The sequence below is a fragment of the Taklimakanibacter albus genome, assembly GCF_016595235.1.
Lineage (GTDB): Bacteria > Pseudomonadota > Alphaproteobacteria > Rhizobiales > Aestuariivirgaceae > Taklimakanibacter > Taklimakanibacter albus.
The window spans coordinates 126,545-143,756 of the sequence record NZ_JAENHL010000003.1 but is presented as its reverse complement, the minus strand read 5'-3'; the positions used below and the strand labels follow the sequence as shown (position 1 = coordinate 143,756).

Annotated in this window: 18 protein-coding genes; 9 read left to right on the top strand and 9 right to left on the bottom strand. The window is 63.8% G+C overall.

Annotated elements, in window-relative coordinates; all coding sequences use genetic code 11:
- Position 1 precedes the first annotated feature (1 nt).
- Together JHL16_RS00730 and JHL16_RS00725 are read left to right on the top strand one after the other, a co-directional pair.
- Positions 2 to 580 (top strand): cob(I)yrinic acid a,c-diamide adenosyltransferase, encoded by a 579-nt coding sequence (locus JHL16_RS00730; protein WP_200182991.1) that lies wholly within the window; start codon positions 2 to 4, stop codon positions 578 to 580.
- Positions 580 to 1,269, top strand: a complete 690-nt coding sequence (locus JHL16_RS00725; protein ID WP_200182990.1) for a rhomboid family intramembrane serine protease — start codon at positions 580 to 582, stop codon at positions 1,267 to 1,269. Before JHL16_RS00730 ends, JHL16_RS00725 begins: the two co-directional genes overlap by 1 nt.
- On the opposite strand, the gene JHL16_RS00720 is transcribed toward JHL16_RS00725, so the two are convergent.
- The 5 genes from JHL16_RS00720 to JHL16_RS00700 all read right to left on the bottom strand — a co-directional run bounded on the left by JHL16_RS00720 (position 1,264) and on the right by JHL16_RS00700 (position 5,847).
- A complete protein-coding gene (locus JHL16_RS00720; RefSeq protein WP_200182989.1) occupies positions 1,264 to 2,292 on the bottom strand; it encodes an ABC transporter ATP-binding protein in 1,029 nt (342 codons plus the stop codon). The genes JHL16_RS00725 and JHL16_RS00720 overlap by 6 nt on opposite strands.
- A gap of 6 nt (positions 2,293 to 2,298) precedes the next feature.
- On the bottom strand, positions 2,299 to 2,712 hold the full coding sequence (locus tag JHL16_RS00715) for a RidA family protein (protein WP_200182988.1): 414 nt from the start codon (positions 2,710 to 2,712) through the stop codon (positions 2,299 to 2,301).
- Between the two features lie 12 nt (positions 2,713 to 2,724).
- Entirely contained in the window at positions 2,725 to 3,612 is an 888-nt protein-coding gene (locus JHL16_RS00710; RefSeq protein ID WP_200182987.1) for an ABC transporter permease subunit, read from the bottom strand.
- Positions 3,609 to 4,496 carry a carbohydrate ABC transporter permease gene (locus tag JHL16_RS00705; protein WP_200182986.1) on the bottom strand — a complete coding sequence of 296 codons (888 nt, stop codon included), beginning with the start codon at positions 4,494 to 4,496 and terminating at the stop codon, positions 3,609 to 3,611. Before JHL16_RS00705 ends, JHL16_RS00710 begins: the two co-directional genes overlap by 4 nt.
- A gap of 67 nt (positions 4,497 to 4,563) precedes the next feature.
- The gene (locus JHL16_RS00700; protein WP_200182985.1) at positions 4,564 to 5,847 is read right to left on the bottom strand and encodes an ABC transporter substrate-binding protein; all 1,284 of its coding nucleotides are present in this window, start codon (positions 5,845 to 5,847) and stop codon (positions 4,564 to 4,566) included.
- 186 nt (positions 5,848 to 6,033) lie between these two features.
- Here JHL16_RS00700 and JHL16_RS00695 point away from each other — a divergent pair, with 186 nt between their 5' ends.
- The 4 genes from JHL16_RS00695 to JHL16_RS00680 all read left to right on the top strand — a co-directional run bounded on the left by JHL16_RS00695 (position 6,034) and on the right by JHL16_RS00680 (position 9,416).
- The gene (locus JHL16_RS00695) at positions 6,034 to 6,819 is read left to right on the top strand and encodes a creatininase family protein (RefSeq protein WP_200182984.1); all 786 of its coding nucleotides are present in this window, start codon (positions 6,034 to 6,036) and stop codon (positions 6,817 to 6,819) included.
- Positions 6,816 to 7,535, top strand: coding sequence for a FadR/GntR family transcriptional regulator (locus tag JHL16_RS00690; protein ID WP_200182983.1), 720 nt, complete (start codon positions 6,816 to 6,818; stop codon positions 7,533 to 7,535). The genes JHL16_RS00695 and JHL16_RS00690 overlap by 4 nt, the downstream gene beginning before the upstream one ends.
- A 191-nt stretch (positions 7,536 to 7,726) precedes the next feature.
- Entirely contained in the window at positions 7,727 to 8,473 is a 747-nt protein-coding gene (locus tag JHL16_RS00685) for an electron transfer flavoprotein subunit beta/FixA family protein (protein WP_200182982.1), read from the top strand.
- A gap of 1 nt (position 8,474) precedes the next feature.
- On the top strand, positions 8,475 to 9,416 hold the full coding sequence (locus JHL16_RS00680) for an electron transfer flavoprotein subunit alpha/FixB family protein (RefSeq protein WP_137856564.1): 942 nt from the start codon (positions 8,475 to 8,477) through the stop codon (positions 9,414 to 9,416).
- Positions 9,417 to 9,449: 33 nt separating this feature from the next.
- On the opposite strand, the gene JHL16_RS00675 is transcribed toward JHL16_RS00680, so the two are convergent.
- The 3 genes from JHL16_RS00675 to JHL16_RS00665 all read right to left on the bottom strand — a co-directional run bounded on the left by JHL16_RS00675 (position 9,450) and on the right by JHL16_RS00665 (position 12,981).
- Positions 9,450 to 10,877, bottom strand: a complete 1,428-nt coding sequence (locus JHL16_RS00675; protein ID WP_200182981.1) for an alpha/beta fold hydrolase — start codon at positions 10,875 to 10,877, stop codon at positions 9,450 to 9,452.
- A gap of 74 nt (positions 10,878 to 10,951) precedes the next feature.
- Complete coding sequence (locus JHL16_RS00670; RefSeq protein ID WP_200182980.1) at positions 10,952 to 11,761, bottom strand: AraC family transcriptional regulator; 810 nt, start codon at positions 11,759 to 11,761, stop codon at positions 10,952 to 10,954.
- Positions 11,762 to 11,811: 50 nt separating this feature from the next.
- Positions 11,812 to 12,981 carry an MFS transporter gene (locus JHL16_RS00665; protein ID WP_200182979.1) on the bottom strand — a complete coding sequence of 390 codons (1,170 nt, stop codon included), beginning with the start codon at positions 12,979 to 12,981 and terminating at the stop codon, positions 11,812 to 11,814.
- Positions 12,982 to 13,125: 144 nt separating this feature from the next.
- Between JHL16_RS00665 and JHL16_RS00660 the strand changes: the two genes are divergently transcribed.
- Entirely contained in the window at positions 13,126 to 14,001 is an 876-nt protein-coding gene (locus JHL16_RS00660) for a 3-hydroxybutyryl-CoA dehydrogenase (RefSeq protein ID WP_200182978.1), read from the top strand.
- A 118-nt stretch (positions 14,002 to 14,119) separates the two neighbouring features.
- On the opposite strand, the gene JHL16_RS00655 is transcribed toward JHL16_RS00660, so the two are convergent.
- Positions 14,120 to 14,755: a TlpA family protein disulfide reductase gene (locus tag JHL16_RS00655; protein ID WP_200182977.1), complete on the bottom strand. Its 636-nt coding sequence runs from the start codon at positions 14,753 to 14,755 to the stop codon at positions 14,120 to 14,122.
- A 26-nt stretch (positions 14,756 to 14,781) separates the two neighbouring features.
- Here JHL16_RS00655 and argH point away from each other — a divergent pair, with 26 nt between their 5' ends.
- Positions 14,782 to 16,173, top strand: a complete 1,392-nt coding sequence (gene argH / locus JHL16_RS00650) for an argininosuccinate lyase (protein WP_200182976.1) — start codon at positions 14,782 to 14,784, stop codon at positions 16,171 to 16,173.
- 268 nt (positions 16,174 to 16,441) lie between these two features.
- Complete coding sequence (locus JHL16_RS00645) at positions 16,442 to 17,212, top strand: alpha/beta fold hydrolase (RefSeq protein WP_200182975.1); 771 nt, start codon at positions 16,442 to 16,444, stop codon at positions 17,210 to 17,212.

Below are 17,212 nucleotides of genomic sequence, written 5' to 3'. Positions count from 1 at the left end.
CATGGTCGTACTCAACCGCATCTATACGCGCACCGGCGACAAAGGTGACACCGCGCTCGGCTCCGGCGAGCGTGTGCCGAAGACACATTTGCGCATCCAGGCCTATGGCACGGTCGACGAGACCAATGCGGTGCTGGGCATCGCGAGGCTTGACACCAGGGAATTCGCCCGCCTCGATCTCATGCTGGCCCGCATCCAGAACGATCTCTTCGATCTGGGCGCCGATCTCTGCGTGCCCGACACCGGCAAGGATCTGGGTTACGAGCCCTTGCGCATGACGGCGCACCAGACCGAGCGGCTCGAGGCCGAGATCGACGAATTGAATGCCAGCCTGAAACCCTTGCGCTCCTTCGTGCTGCCGGGCGGACATGCCGCCGCGGCGCAACTGCATCTCTGCCGCACCGTGTGCCGGCGCGCCGAGCGGCTCATCGTCGAGCTCGCGGCGGATCCTCAAGAGGATGTGAGCGACGGCGTGCTGACCTTCGTCAACCGCCTGTCGGATTTCTTCTTCGTCGCCAGCCGTTGGGTGAATGCGCAAGGCGACGGCGACGTGCTGTGGGTGAAAGGCGCCAATCGCTGATGTTTGTACCTCTTCACGACAACACGCCGCTCAAGGTCATCCGCTTCCAATATGTGACCGGCGCCCTCATCATCATCAATGTCGTCGCCTTCCTGATGACCGGCGCCTTCACCAGCGAGCAGACTCTGTGGGCGGTGGCGACCGGCTACGGCATCGTGCCGGTGGAATTGCTGCATGTCGTCGATGCCGGCCAGTTCAATAATCCGGTGCCGGAGCCGCTCACCCTCATCACCTATCAGTTCCTGCATGGCGGCTGGATGCACCTGATCTCCAACATGGCCTTCCTATGGGTCTTCGCCGACAATATCGAGGACGCGTTCGGCCATTTCGGCTTCCTGCTTTTTTATCTCCTCTGCGGCATCGCCGCCGGCTTGCTGCATACTTTCATGCAGCCGGACTCGGGCGCCCCTCTCATCGGCGCCTCAGGTGCGGTGTCGGGCGTGCTCGCCGCCTATCTGCTGCTCTATCCGAAAGCGCGCGTCTGGATCCTGCTCTTCATGCGCATTCCCTTGCCGATCTCGGCCTTCTGGGCCCTGAGCGGCTGGTTCGCGCTGCAGCTGCTGAGCATCTTTCTCTCGAGCGACAATGAGGTCCAGGTCGCCTGGTGGGCCCATATCGGCGGCTTCCTTGCCGGCCTCATCCTGACCTTCGTGCTGCGCTCCAGGCTTCTCGTCAGAACGTCTTCATAGCGCGAGGCGCCGGCCGTCGGCGGCGAAGAGATGGCCTTTCGCCGGATCGAGGCCGAGCCAGACATCGCCGCCCGCTTTGTGCGCCGCCTTGCCGCGCCATTCGACGGTGACGAGATCCGCCACGCCGGCAAGCTGGACATGCAGCAGCGTGCTGGTGCCCAGCTGCTCGACCACGATGATGCGGCCGGGGACGGCGCCCGGCCGTGGGCCGTCGAGAATCTCGATCGCGTCGGGCCGGAGTCCCAAGGTGAAAGCCTCTCGCGTGACACCGCTCATGTCCGGAACCGCGGCGACCGCGATGAAGTTCATCCTGGGCTGGCCGAGGAAGCCGGCGACGAATCTGTTCGCCGGCGCCTCATAGAGATCGAGCGGCGCGCCCTGCTGCTCGATGCGGCCCTTGTTGAGCAGCACGATGCGGTCGGCGAGCGTCATCGCCTCGACCTGGTCATGCGTCACATAGATCATCGTCGTCTTGAGCTCCTTATGCAGGCGCGCGATCTCGACGCGCATGCGGGCGCGCAATTCGGCATCGAGATTGGACAGAGGCTCGTCGAACAGGAACACGTCCGGCTTGCGCACGATGGCGCGGCCGATGGCGACGCGCTGGCGCTGTCCGCCCGATAATTGCCGTGGCTTGCGCTGGAGCAGGTCGCCAAGATCGAGGATCTCGGCCGCCTCTGCGACCTTGCGGTCGATCTCAGCCTTGGGCGTGCCGATCATCTTGAGCGCGAAGCCCATATTCTCGGCCACCGTCATATGCGGATAAAGCGCATAGGACTGGAACACCATGGCGACGCCGCGATCGGCCGCCGGCGTCTGGTTCATCACCTTGCCGCCGATGCGCAAGGTGCCGGCGCTCATCTCTTCGAGCCCGGCGATGAGGCGCAGCAAGGTCGACTTGCCGCAGCCGGAAGGGCCGACAAAGACGACGAGCTCACGCTCCTTGATGGCGAGCGACATGTCCTTGATCACTTCGGTCTTGCCGAAGGACTTGCTCACCTGTTCGAGTTCAACCGATGCCAAGAGGGATCATTCCTTCGCTTTGACGGCCCACATTTCGATCTCGACCAGGATGCCCGGCATCAGGCCGGCCGCGACCGCGGTGCGCACCGGCCGCGGCTCCTTGAACTTGCTTTCATAGATCTTGTTGAAGCGCGCCCAGTCCTTGAGATCGGCGAGATAGATATTCACCTTGAAGACATCGGCGAAGCCGCAGCGGGCGCTGGCGAGCTGGCGGGCGCAATTGGCGAGCGTCGCCTCGGCCTGTGCCTCGACCGTGTCGCCGATCACCTCGCCTTCGAGATCGACGGCGACTTGTCCGGAGATGACGACCAGGCGGTGCGGCTCGACCACCAGCACCGGCGAATAGGGACCGGCGGTGCGGTGCTGACGCGCCCCGTCGGGGCGGCGCTTCAACGGTTGGACTGGAACGTCATTAGGCATTCTTCACCCCTTTCATCCCTTGACCGACCCGCCGAGCAGGTCCTCGACCGCGAAGCGCCAGATCAGCGCCACCAGCAGCAAGGTGGGCACGATGGCGATGAAGATGCCGGTATTGAGCAGGCTCCAGGACACATCGGTGTTGCGCGCCAGCGCCGCCATCACCACCGAGACGGGACGCGTCTCGGCGTCGCCCGAGAGCACCATGGAAAACATGTATTCCGAATAGGAGAGCATGAAGGCGAAGAGGCCGGTGGCGCCGATCGAGGGCAGCGCCAACGGCACCGCAATGCGGGTGAAGGCCTGAAAACGCGAGCAATGATCGAGCATCGCCGCCTCGAAGAGCTCGGCCGGCATCTTGCGGAAGAACACCGAGAGGATCAGCACCGTGAAGGGAAGCGCCTTGGCGGTGTGCACCAGGATGATGCCGAGCTGCGTGCCGACGAGCCCCACTGCCTGCAAGCTCATATAGATCGGCGTGACGAGCGCCACCGTCGGCACCAGCGGACTGAGGATGAGAAACAGGAAGCTGATCTTCTTGCCGGGGAAAGCGTAGCGCGCGAACAAGAACGCGGCCGGCGCACCGAGCAGCAGATTGAGCACCATCGCCGCGAAGGCGACGACCGTGCTGTTCCACAGGCTCCTCGGCACTTGCCGCGCCGCATCCGAGATCATCGCCCGGTTGGCGCCTTCGGTGAGATAGGCCGCGGGCAGCTCGCCGGTGAAGACATAACGATAGGTCTCGAAATTGATGCCTTCATCGAAGAGACCGGCATCGGAGTTGAGAAGGATGCGGTCGGGCACCACGCTGCCGATCAGCGATAGAACGACCGGGCCGCCGGTGAACAAGAGGATGAGCCCGGCGAAGAGGAAAGTGAGGATCGGATTGTGCCGGCGCTTCACGAAGCCTCCTCCTTGGCGAAGAGATCGGAGGGCAGCGCGCGCGTGATGGCGATGATGAGCACAGCCGAGATCAGCACGACGATGAAGGCGACGGCCGAACCGGCGCCGAAATCATACATCGAGAAGCTTTCGCGCCAGATCTGGAAGGACAGCAAGGTCGTCGCCGTGCCGGGCCCGCCGCCGGTCATCGCATAGACGAGATCGTAGCTGGTGAAGGCGGTGAGGGCGTTATAGACGAGGAGCACCACCACCATCGCCTTGATCTCCGGAAACACGATGTGGCGGAAGCGCTTATAGGGACTGCGGCAGTCGATCTCGCCGGCTTCCAGCACTTCCGAATTGATCGAGGCCAACGCCGCCATGACCAGCACCACCGCGAAGGGGATTTGCGTCCAGACATGGGCGACAACCACCGCATAAAGCGCCAGCTTGGGTGAGGTGAGCCACGGGATGGATTCATCGATGAGGCCGAGATTCAAAAGCAGGCCGTTGAGCACGCCGAAGCTCGGATGAAACACCCAGACCCACAGCACCGCGCTGATGGCGCCCGGCAGCACCCAGGGCAGGAGCACGATCGAGCGGATGACCTGCGAGCCGAAGAAGCGGCGCTGCAGGAAGAGCGCGATGGCGACGCCGAGAATGACGACGGAAGGCGCAGCGATGGCGGTGAAGAGCAAGGAGTTCCTCAGCGCGTCGAGGAAATAGTCGCTCGTCACCACGCGCTTGTAATTGTCGAGCCCGACGAAGGGCTCGACCGGGAACAGGATCATCACCTGATGCAGGCTGGTCCATAGGGCATGCGCGATCGGATAGATCGTGATGAAGGCGACCGGCAGGAGCGCCGGCAGCAGCCAGGCGATCGGAAAACGGTTGATGCTCCACATGCGAGAACGCCCGTTCGCGAGACTCCGGCGGGCGGCTCGGATGAGCCGTCCGCCTGGTCAGGTTAGGCTACTGCTTGACGAATTGCTCGCGCAGCGTGTTCCAGCGCTCGGCGCCGTCTTTCATCGTATCGGCGACACTCGCCTCTCCGACCATCGCCTTGGCGAGCAACGGGCGGAAATAGGCCGACCACACCGCGCTCCATTCCGTCCAGGTGCCGGCCTTGGCGGTCGCCACCTGCTTGCTGAGCGTCGGCACGTCGATCCACTTGGCCCACGGCTCGATAACGGCGGGGTCATCGAAGAGCGGCAGCTGGCCGAAGCCGAGGCCTTTCTCCCCCGCCCAGCGTTTCGCCACCGTGTAAGGCTTGCCGGCCATGAAGTTGATGAACTTCCAGGCCGCTTCGGCGCGCTTGGGATCGGCCGCCGTCTTGGCGGTCACCGCGTAGAACTTCGAGAAGCCGAGCGTCGCATGCGCCTGGCCCGGCATCGGCGCCAGGGCGAATTCGCCGGCCCGCGGCTGGTCGCCCTTGTTGTTGAGCGCCGCCAACACGTAATTATAGACGATGGTGAAGGCGTGCTTGCCGGTGTTCATCGCCGGGATGATCTTCGACTCATGCGTCTCGGGCTGCACCAGCTCCTTCTTGAAGGCATCGGCCAGCCATTCGAGCTGCTGGAATGCCCCGTTCTGGGGATCGTTGAAGACCGCTTTCTGCTCGGCATCGAAGAGCTCGGCGCCGCGGCCATAGGACTGCGCCACGAAGGCGTCGAAGAAGTTCGGCAGCTCCTGATTGTATTCGTAGACGATCGGGCGTGCCATGCCGCCTGCCTTGAGCTTCTCGGCCGCGGCCGTCACCTCTTCCCAGGTCTGCGGCACGGCGATGCCGGCATCACCTAAGATCTTCTTGTTGTACACGAAGGAGATCGTGTCGGCGTAATAGGGCAGCCCGTAGAGCTTGCCCTTGTAGGTCATGTCGCTGAGCGCGAAGCCGGCAATGTCCTTCTTGAGATCATCGACGGCGCCTTTGGGCGCGATGTCCTCCAGGGGTGCGACGAAGCCCGCGGCGGCCCAGGCCGGCAGCCAGTCCTGGCCGCCATAGATGACGTCGGTCTGGGTGTTGCCGCGGAAGCGCAGGATCAGGCTGTCCTGGTAATCGGGCCAGGTATAGTCCGTCACCTTCACCTTGATGCCGGGATTGGCGGCCTCGAACTGGCGGACATTGTCCTGGATAGTATCCAGCGAATAGTTCCAGACGACGAATTCGAGCGTCAGGTCCTCGGCCCAAGCGGGCCCAGCGATCATCGCGGCGCCGGCGACGGCCATGCCGGCAAACAACCTTCTGGTGATGTTCATGGCAAATCCCTTTCCTCTCCTGGTTGCGCCTTCCTGCCGGGGAAGCAGGAGGGTTGCGGCCTTTAATTGGTCATTGAGCGAGGCCTGCTGCGGAACTATAATTACCAATCGTGATCACTTGCAACCACTTTTGACCATCCTGGCCCCTGGACGGGCGGCCCGGACCGGAGGAAAGTCCTGACTCTCATGCGTTACGAAGAGCTGAGCCAGCTTCAGGTCGATGCCCTCGACCGGGCCAAGACCACCCTCGTCATCCCGCTCGGCTCGGTCGAGCAGCATGGCCATCACATGCCGTTGGGCACCGACACCATGCTGGCGCATGCGCTGTCGCTCGCCGCCGCCGAGCGGTCGGACGGCAAAGTCGTCGTCCTGCCGCCGCCTTGGTACGGCTTTTCGGCCCATCATATGAAGTTCCCCGGCAGCATCACGCTGAGCCACACCACCTTGATGGCGGTGGTCGAGGACATCGTTGCCTCGCTGGGCGTCCACGGCTTCACCCGCGTGCTCCTGATCAACGGCCATGGCGGCAATGGCGGCGTGGTCGATGTGCTGGCCTCCGTGCTGGGTCACAAGCACTACGGCAAGATGCGCATCGCCGGCCTCACCTATTTCGCCCTCGCCGCCCAGGCCATCGCCAAGCTGCGCCGCTCGGAGTCCGGCGGCATGGGCCATGCCTGCGAATTCGAGACCGCCATGATCATGCATATCCGCCCCGATCTGGTGGCCGCCGACAAGGCCCGGACCATCTATCCCGACCCGGGATCGCCCTATCTCAGCACCGATCTGCTGCGCGCTGGTCCGGTGAAGACCTATCTTGATTTCAAGGATCTCTCCCCGCATGGAACATTGGGCGACCCGTCTCTGGCGAGCCCGGAGAAGGGCGCCGAGTTCTTCGCCGCGGTGGTGGCCGAGCTTGTCGGCTTCATGGAGGATTTTGCCAGATGGCCGATAGCGGCGGAGCGCCAAGAATGAAGACCGCCGCCATTGCCACCAATGAGCGCGCCACGCCCTCGCTCGTCTATCGCGCTTTGCTGCGCAGCATCAAATCGGGCCACATGGTTCCGGGCGCGAAGCTGCCCAATCAATATGAGCTCGCCGAACAGCTCAATACCAGCCGCAGCGCGGTGAGAAGCGCGCTTGCCATGATGGAGCGCCAGGGCCTGGTGCGCCGCCAGGTCGGCAGCGGCACCTATCTCACCGATGACGCCGACGACGTGTTCGAGCGCATGGACCAGACCGCGGCGGCCGACGAGCATGAGGACGTGCCCTCCTTCGCCGAGATCGTCGAGGGCCGCCTCCTGTTCGAGCCGGCGATGATGCATCTGGTGGTGAGCCGCGTCGAGGACGCCGAGATCGCCGAGATGCGCAGCATCCTGGTCGACATTCTGGAGGCGCCGGTCTGGAAGGAGTTCAAGGAGCGCATTTATGCGCTGCACCGCCAGATCTTCGCCTCGACCAAGAACAAATTCATGATCCAGGTCATGAACAACATCCTAGACGACCGCCGCGCGGTGCAGTTCGACGGCCGCGACACCGACAAGCCGGCCCCCGATGCGGTACGCCGGCAAACCCACAAGGACCTGGCGCTGATCGTCGATGCCATCGCCGAGCGCAACGGCAAGCGCGCCGAGGAGCTCGTCTCCGACCATCTGATGCGGACGCTGGCCACCATCAATATCTGGCAATAGCCGGCCTCCAGCTCATCGCCCTTATGACCAATTGTCATGCAGGCGACCAAAAGCGCCAAATCCGCAGGCTTTAGCGTCGCAGACGGCATGGTTTTGCCGGTATCGGCGTTGACTCGGGGTGGTGTGATCTCTAGTTTCGCGCCCGATTTGTGCGCCGCCACATAAAGGCGGCAACCCCATGAGGAGTGCCCATGAAGGTCCTGGTCGCGGTCAAGCGCGTCGTTGATTACAACGTCAAAATTCGCGTCAAAGCGGACGGCTCGGGTGTCGAGCTTGCCAATGTGAAGATGTCGATGAACCCCTTCGACGAGATTGGCGTCGAGGAAGCCGTGCGGCTCAAGGAAGCCGGCAAGGCGACCGAGGTCGTCGCCATTTCGGTCGGACCGGCCCAGGCCCAGGAAACCATCCGCACCGCCCTCGCCATGGGCGCCGACCGCGGCATCCTGGTCAAGAGCGACGACTATGTCGAGCCGCTCGGCATCGCCAAGATCCTGAAAGGTGTCATCGAGGCCGAGAAGCCCGATCTCGTGATCCTCGGCAAGCAGGCGATCGACGACGACTGCAACCAGACCGGCCAGATGCTTTCGGCGCTGCTCGGCTGGGCCCAGGCGACCTTCGCCTCGAAGCTCGAGATCAACGGATCGGAAGCGACCGTGACCCGCGAGATCGACGGCGGCCTGCAGACAATCAAGGTCAAGATGCCGCTCATCATGACCACCGACCTCCGCCTCAACCAGCCGCGCTATGCGTCGCTGCCCAACATCATGAAGGCGAAGAAGAAGCCGCTCGAGGAGAAGAGCCCGGCCGATTACGGCGCCGATGTCGCGCCGCGCCTCAAGGTCGTCAACACCGCCGAGCCGCCGAAGCGTCTGGCCGGTGTCAAGGTCAAGACGGTGCCCGAACTCGTATCGAAGCTCAAAGAAGCGGGAGTGATCTGAGATGGCTGTTCTTCTCATCGCCGAGCACGACAATGCTCATCTCAAGGACGCGACCCACAAGGCCCTGACCGCCGCCGCCCAGCTCGGTGGTGACGTGCATGTGCTCGTCGCCGGCAACAATGCCGACGCCGCCGCTGCCCAAGCCGCCAAGCTGCAGGGCGTCGCCAAGGTTCTGCATGTCGATGCGCCGCAATATGAGCGCCCCCTCGCCGAGCCGATGGCGGCTCTCATCGTGGCGCTCGCCGGTCCCTATGACCACATCGTGGCGCCCGCGACGACCAACGGCAAGAACTACACGCCGCGCGCCGCCGCTCTCCTCGATGTCATGCAGATCTCCGACATCTCGGAAGTGAAGTCGCCCGACACTTTCGTGCGTCTCATCTATGCCGGCAACGCCGTGCAGACGGTGCAGTCGACCGACAAGAAGAAGGTCATCACCGTGCGCACCGCCGCCTTCCAGGCGACCGGTGAAGGTGGCTCCGCCGCCATCGAAAAGACGGCGGCGCCGGCCGATCCGGGCCTCTCCTCCTATCAGAGCGAGAATCTGTCGAAGTCCGACCGCCCCGAGCTCACCTCGGCCAAGATCATCATCTCCGGTGGCCGCGGCATGCAGAATGGTGAAAACTTCCACATGCTCGACAAGGTTGCCGACAAACTCGGCGCCGCGGTGGGCGCGTCACGCGCGGCCGTCGATGCGGGCTTCGTGCCGAACGACTACCAGGTCGGCCAGACCGGCAAGGTCGTCGCTCCCGATCTCTATATCGCGGTCGGCATTTCCGGCGCCATCCAGCATCTCGCCGGCATGAAGGACTCGAAGGTCATCGTCGCCATCAACAAGGACGAGGAAGCGCCGATCTTCCAGGTCGCCGATTACGGCCTCGTCGCCGATCTCTTCCAGGCGGTGCCGGAGCTCGAAGCCGAGCTCGGCAAGCTCGGCAAGTAACGAGCTCTACTCGATCTAGAAAAGGCCCGGTCTTCACCGGGCCTTTTTCTTTTTCGCCCGCTCCATCGCTTCTTCGGCGAGTGCCCGGGCGCCGATTTCCCGCGTCACGGTGAAGGTCATATGTGTGACCTTCCACGCGCCATCGATCTTCCGCAGCCGCCAGTCATAGATGCCGACCGGCCGCCAGACTTCGCCATCGAGGAAATGCCGGCCATCGACGAAAGCCGAAGCGCGCGCTTCTTCACCCGTGATCGTCACCCTGACATCGGCGATCTCATGGCGCGTCGCATCGAAGCCCGGCACAATGCCGCGCCAGGCGGTCATCAGCTCGGGCGGCGTCATGCGCTGCGCCTCGCCGCCCCACAGGCTCGTATAGTCGACGATGATTTCGGCGGCGAAAGCGCGCTCGGCCAGATCATAACTGGCGAGATCGACGGCGAGCGGGATCGACGAGACGACCGAGATGATCCGTGCCTCGTCCGCCGTGCCAACGGGGCCTAGCGCGCCCGGCAATGTCTTGGCGAAATGCCGCGCCGCCGCTTCGGCCGAGCGTTTCACGACCTGAGGATCGTCATAGAAGGCGAAATGATCTTCGCTCGACCAGACGAGCTCTTTCGGCGCCATCACCGCCGCATGGATCGCCTTCACATTCGAAGCGAGCGCGGCATTGTCGGAATGAACGAAGAGGCTCGGCACCTTGAGCGCCTTGGCGGCGGCGACCGAATCGTAAGTGAGCCATGGGGTCCAGCCCATCAATGCGAAACGATTGTCCCATTGCGCGATGCCACCCCGTTTCGGCGAGCCGTAATAATCGAAGGGCCCGACCATCGCGGCGGTCTGATCGGTATAATCGAAGGCCTTCACATACTGTACCTCGCCGGTCTTCTCGAAAGCCTCGCGGGCTTGCGCTCCCGCTTTGAGCCGTGCGGCCACACCTTCCTCGCCGCCATAGATTGCGCCGACACTTGATTTGTCGTGAAACCAGCCGGCGACCGCGGCATAGGATTTGAGCGGCGCGCCTTCATTGATCGCCTGCGCCGCATAACCGGCCGACGCGCAGACCGCGAGCACGCCGGTGCGCGCCTGGTCGACTTCCGGCAGCGTCCCAAGGAACTGCGCCGCCGCCTTGAAATCCGCGACCTTCGCGGCCGGATTTTCAAAGGCCCTGGGCTCGCCGCCCGACTCGCCGAAATTGCGGAAGTCGAAAGTAAGCGCCGCATAACCCTGCCGCGCCAATTCCTCGGCATAGTTTTTCGACATCTGTTCCTTTACCGTGGTCCAGGAGCCGGTGACCAGAATGCCGGCGAGCTTGCGGCCTTGATGATCGGCCGGCAGATGCAGCACGCCGGCCATGATCTCGCCGTCGCTCGTGAAGCTCACCTTGCGGGTCACGATCTCCTGCGCCGCGGCCTGCGCGGCAAAGACGACGGCCGCCAGCGCGCTGAGAAAAGCTGTCTTCATCCGAACCTCCTTCATTCCTTGTCCGAATGATGGTCCGGTCGCGACCCCAGCGGAGGTACGGATCTTGCTTTTGACTAGGTGATCTTTGCGCTTCTGAAAGCGCCGGGCGGGGCGCCGAACTGGCGCTTGAACAACGCGGCGAAACGCGAGGCGTCTTTATAGCCGAACGACCAGGCGATATCGGCGATGGGCCGGCGTGTCGTCTCGATCATCTCCTTGGCACGGCTAAGGCGGCACTGCGTGAGATAGGCATGCGGCGGCAAACCTGTCACGGCCTTGAAGCGGCGCAGGAAATGATAGGGGCTCATGCCGGCGATGCCGGCGAGCAAATCGAGCGAGAGGTCTTCCGCCGCCAGATGCGCGTCGATGAAAGCCCGCGCGCGGGCGATGCGGACATCTTGTCCTCTGTCACGATCGGCGAAGAGGCGGCGATGCGCCAGTTGCGCGGCCAGTGTGACGGTGAGGCTTTCGCGATAGAGCGCCGGTACTTCCGCCCCGGCCGCGTGAAGCGCGAAGATGAGCTCGGCGGACAATGGATCGAGCGCACCGACCGAATGATCGGTGATCTCACCCATCTCGTTATGGGCGAACAGCGTCTTGGGCAGGCTCACATTGATGATCGCCTGCGGGCCCTTCCAGCTACAGCGTCCCTCGAGGCCCGCTGGAAAGATCCAGCCGGAGCCTGGCCGCAACGGCAATTCACGCGCGCGGTCGCTGTCATAAGCGCCCCAATGGCCGGGCTGCGCCAGGAGCACCAGGCCGATGGTCAGCTCGTCGAAGCGGAAGCGGCCCTCGCCCGCCGCGAAACGATGATGCGCCGACGCCGCATTGGCCCAGGTCCTGACGCCCGGTTCGAGCTGGCCCATGCGATGAGTGAAGTCCATGTCGCGATTTTCCCACGCTTCGCGGCCCATCACCCATCACAAAAGCGCGATCAGATTTTCCGGATCCGCGCCGTGTAATGGCCGGCGAGCAGCGTGAGCGCGATGGCGATGATGAGGAAGACGGCGGCGACCGGCGCCAGATGGGTCAGCTCGTGATTGGCGATGAGGCGCGCGCCGGTGGCGGCGCCGATCGCCTGCCCCAGATAGATGGTCGAGGTGTTGAGCGCCACCGAGGCCGATGCGAGCGCCGGCGCGTGGACGATGAGCCGGCTCTGCTGCAGCGAGTTGGAGGAGAAGGTGCCGAGCCCCCACAGTGCCACGCTGATGGCGGCGCCGGCGATGATGCCGAAGCTCGACCAGAAGACGATGAGGCCCAGAAGAATTGTGCCGAGGGCGCAGAGGATCAGCCTCTCGACGCCGAGCTTGCCGACGAAGCGTGCCGCGAGGAAATTGCCGGTCACGCCGGCGAGACCAAAGCCCGCGAGAAGCAGCGCGATCACGCCCGGCGAGGCGCCGAGCACCTCCTTGTAGATCACCACCAGATAGCCCGAGAGGGTGAACTGTCCGGAGCCCGAGGCGAGCGTGACGAGGAGAATGAGGATGAGCACCGGATCGAAGAACACCGCGCGCCAGGTCGACAGCGACATGGGCGGCAGAGCGAGCCCTCTGGGCAATGTGCGCCAGACCAGAACCGCCGAGACGAGCGCCAGGACCGCCATCAGCGCATAGGCCGTACGCCAGCCGGCATAAGCGGCGATGAGGCTGCCGCAGGGCATGCCGGCGACCGAGGCGATCGACCAGCCGATGAAGATGAAGGCGACGGCGGCGGCGCGTTTTTCCGGCGGCAGCATGAGGCCGACGGTCGCCGCCGCCTGCGGCGTGAAGATCGCCGCCGAGATCACGGTCGCGGCGCGTAAGGCAACGAGGCTGGTGAAATCAGGGGCGAGGGCCGAAAGCCCATGGCCCACCGCATAGAAGGCGAGCGAGCCCGCCAGCAGCATGCGCCGGTCGATCCGGCTGGTGAACATGGCGAGCAAAGGCGCGCCGAAGCCGCACACCAGGCCGCCGACGATCATCAGGAGGCCGGCGGTCGCCGGGCTGACGCCCAGGCCTGCCGATAGGTCATTCAGCATGCCGGCGGGCAGGATCACGCCGGTGCCGATGATGAAATTCCCGGCAAAAAGGGCCCACAAAGCCAGCCGGTTCGAATCTTGGGTCATTCCGGACTATCGGCGCGGCACGGGGGCGCGGTAAATCGCCGCCCGAGCATGCCAGCCCCGATCTCGCACATGCGAAATGCACTTGCCCAAGCAACAGGCACGATATAGGCTCCCACGCCTTTACCAAATGGGTAGTAGATTAACATGCAGATCAACAAAGTCGGCGTAATCGGCGCCGGTCAGATGGGCAACGGTATCGCCCATGTGTGCGCCCTTGCCGGCTTCCAGGTCCTTCTCAACGACGTCAGCAAGGACAAGATCGAGGCCGGGCTCGCCACCATCAACGGCAATCTCTCGCGTCAGGTCAAGTCCGGCAAGATCACCGAGGCGCAGCGCGACGGCGCCCTCAAGAATATCGGCGCGGCACCCTCTTACGAGGATTTCGGCGCCTGCGACCTGGTGATCGAAAGCGCCGTCGAGGACGAGGCGGTCAAGCGCAAGATCTTCACCGCCGTCTGCCCGCATCTCTCCGACACGGCCGTGCTCGGCACCAACACCTCGTCGATCTCGATCACGAGGCTCGCCGCCTCGACCGACCGGCCGGAAAAATTCATGGGCATCCACTTCATGAATCCGGTGCCGCTCATGGAGCTGGTCGAGCTCATCCGCGGCATCGCCACCGACGAGCAGACCTTCAATTCGGTGAAGGAATTCTCGCTGCACCTGAAGAAGACCATTGCCGTCGCCGAGGATTTCCCGGCCTTCATCGTCAACCGCATCCTGATGCCGATGATCAACGAGGCGGTCTATACGCTGTATGAAGGCGTCGGCAATGTCGAGGCCATCGACCTGTCGATGAAGCTCGGCGCGCATCATCCGATGGGTCCGCTCGAGCTCGCCGACTTCATCGGCCTCGATACCTGCCTGTCGATCATGCAGGTGCTGTATGAAGGCCTCGCCGACTCGAAATACCGTCCCTGCCCGCTGCTGGTAAAATATGTCGAAGCCGGCTGGCTCGGCCGCAAGACCAATCGCGGCTTCTACGACTATCGCGGCGAAAAGCCGGTGCCGACAAGGTAATCCAAACTTCCGTCACCCCGGCGAAAGCCGGGGCCCAATGAATAAGAGCAACCTGGGCAGCGCTGATCGCGCGGAAAGAATTTTATGGGCCCCGGCTTTCGCCGGGGTGACGGTAGAATTACTTCTCCGCCAGTGCGGCTTTGATCAGCGCCTTCGCGTCGGGTGAATCCCATTCGGCGGGGCCGGCGAGGCGGCCGATCTCGCGGCCTTCGCGATCGATCAGGATCGACGACGGCAGGCCGACCGCCTGGAATTTGCCGAGCATCTCGGTCGAGGGATCGGCATAGAGCTTGAGCGCCGTGGCGCCGACCTCTTTCAGAAACTTGCCCGAGGCCTCGAGCCCCTTGCGGTCGACGGCGATGGCGACGACTTCAAATTCGGGTGAGCCCATTTCGGTCTGGAGCTTCGCCAGAGACGGCATCTCCTCACGGCAGGGCGCGCACCAGGTGGCCCACAGATTGACCAGCACGACGCGGCCCTTCCAGGCCTTGAGCGAGGTTTCGCCGCCATTTTCGGGCAGGAAGGCGATCTCCGGCACCGGTTTGCGGTCGGCCTTGACCACGAAAGCGGTCATGGTGCCGGTCGACAGGACCTTGGTGACGGCGTTTTGCGGCGCGGCGGTGCTGGCCTGGGTCGCGGCCGGCTCGACCTTGCCATCGCCTTCCCCCTTCAAGTAAACCCCGAAGGCTGCGGCGATCGCCGCGAGGGCTACGACCAGGAGTGCGGGCTTCAGGTTGCGGGCTTTTTCACTCATTCGGGAATCCATTAGCGAGGCGGGTCATGACCAACAAGATGTGGGGCGGCAGGTTCGAGAGCGCGCCCGACGCCATCATGGAAGAGATCAACGCCTCGATCGGCTTTGACCAGAGACTGTTCGCGCAGGACATCAAAGGGTCGCTCGCCCATGCCAAAATGCTTGCCGAACAAGGCATCATCTCCAAGTCGGACGCGGCTGAAATAAGGCGGGGACTGGAGAAGGTGCAAGCCGAAATCGAAAGCGGCGCCTTCACTTTTTCGCGTGGTCTCGAAGACATCCACATGAATGTCGAGCAGCGCCTGAAGGACCTGATCGGCCCGGCGGCCGGGCGCCTCCACACCGCGCGCTCGCGCAATGACCAGGTGGCGACCGACTTCCGCCTCTATATCCGCGATGTCTGCGACCATCTCGACGGCCAGCTGCACAATCTGCAGCTGGCGCTCGCCACAAAGGCCGAAACGCATGCCGCGACGATCATGCCGGGCTTCACCCATCTGCAGGTGGCGCAGCCCGTGACCTTCGGTCATCACCTTCTCGCTTATGTCGAGATGCTCGCGCGCGACAGGAGCCGTATCGCCGACGCCCGCAAACGCATGAACGAGTCGCCTTTGGGCGCCGCAGCGCTTGCCGGCACATCCTTCCCCATCGATCGCAACATGACGGCGAAGGAACTGGGCTTCGACCGGCCGATGCGCAATTCGCTCGATGCGGTTGCCGACCGCGATTTCGTGCTGGAGCTGCTGGCCGCGTCGACGATCGCCGCCATGCATCTCTCGCGGCTCGCCGAGGAGATCGTCATCTGGTGTTCGGCGCAATTCCGCTTCGTGACGCTGTCCGACAAATTCACCACCGGCTCGTCGATCATGCCGCAGAAGCGCAACCCCGACGCGGCCGAATTGATCCGCGCCAAGCCGGGCCGCATTCTCGGCGCCTTCTCGTCGTTGCTGGTGGTGATGAAGGGCCTGCCGCTCACTTATTCAAAGGATATGCAGGAGGACAAGGAGCCGACCTTCGACGCGATCGACAATCTCTCGCTCGCCATTGCCGCGATGACCGGCATGATCAAGGACCTCGAGCCTAATGCCAAGGCGATGCGCGCCTCGGCGGCGCAGGGCTTCGCCACCGCCACCGACCTTGCCGACTGGCTGGTGCGGGCGCTCGGCCTGCCCTTCCGCGAGGCGCATCATGTGACGGGATCGCTGGTGGCGCTGGCCGAGAAGAAAAATTGCGAGCTCGGTTCCTTGAGCCTCACCGACATGCACAGCGTCAACGACAAGATCACCACCGATGTCTACAAGGTGCTCTCGGTCGAAAACTCGGTCGCCTCACGCGTGAGCCTCGGCGGCACGGCGCCCAAGAATGTCGCGCGTGAAGCGGCGCGCTGGCTGAAGGCGCTCGCGAAGCAGGGGAATTAGCCGCGCATCTGCAGGGGAAATCTGCAGCGGATGTGCAGGGGATTAGCAGCGGATCTACAGGGATCTGCAGGGAATTCCGAAATTCCGCTGTTCTTGGGGTTCCGCTTTATCATCTGATCACCCGTCAAAATTCAGCACTGCGCCCGACCAACCACGCTCCAACCCACGAAAGCAACACCCTCTCCCCGCTCGCGCGGGGCGAGGGTTACTTGACAGCATACTGTCGTTTATTTATATTGACAGCATACTGTCATATCTGGAGATCGCCATGACCCCGACTTTCATTGACACCCCGCAGGGCCGCCTTGCCGTCTATGAGAAAGGCCAGGGCGCCGGCCTGCCGGTATTGTTCCTGCACGCCGATTCCGGCCGCGCCCGGCAATGGGACGAGGTTTTGGAGCGGATCGGCGCCGAGCGTCCGGTGATCGGTCTCGATTCACGCGGCAGCGGCGCCAGTGCCGAGGCGAAGGACGGCGACTACTCCTATGATGGCCGCGCCGCCGATATCGACGCCGTGGCGAAGGCCCGCAAGCTCGAGCGCTTCGTCATCGTGGCCCATTCCGGCAGCGGCGCCGCGGCGCTGATCTATGCCGCCCGCCATCCCGGCCGGGTGGCGGGCCTCTTCCTCCTCGATCCCGCCACCGATCCGCGCGCTTTTCCGCAAGCGGTCCGCGACGGCATCGTCAGCGGGCTCGAGGGCCCGCAGAGCCTCGACTTCCAGAAGCAGTTCTATGCGACGATCGCCGGCGGCAATACGAAGACGCAAGCCCGCGTGCTGGCCGATTGCGAAACGGTGGCGCCGGCCGCACGGCTGGGCTTCGGCAAGGCTTTCGCGGCCTGGAACCCGGAACCGGCCCTCGATGCCTGGACGGGTCCGATCTTTATCCTGAGCAGCGAGGCTTCCGACAACCCGGCGGCGCTCTATCGGCTGCGCCCAGACATTCCGCATGAGGTGGTGAAGGGCACGGGCCACTGGCTTCAGCTCGACGCGCCCGATATCGTGGCCGATGCTATTCGCCGTTTCATCGCCGGGATCTGA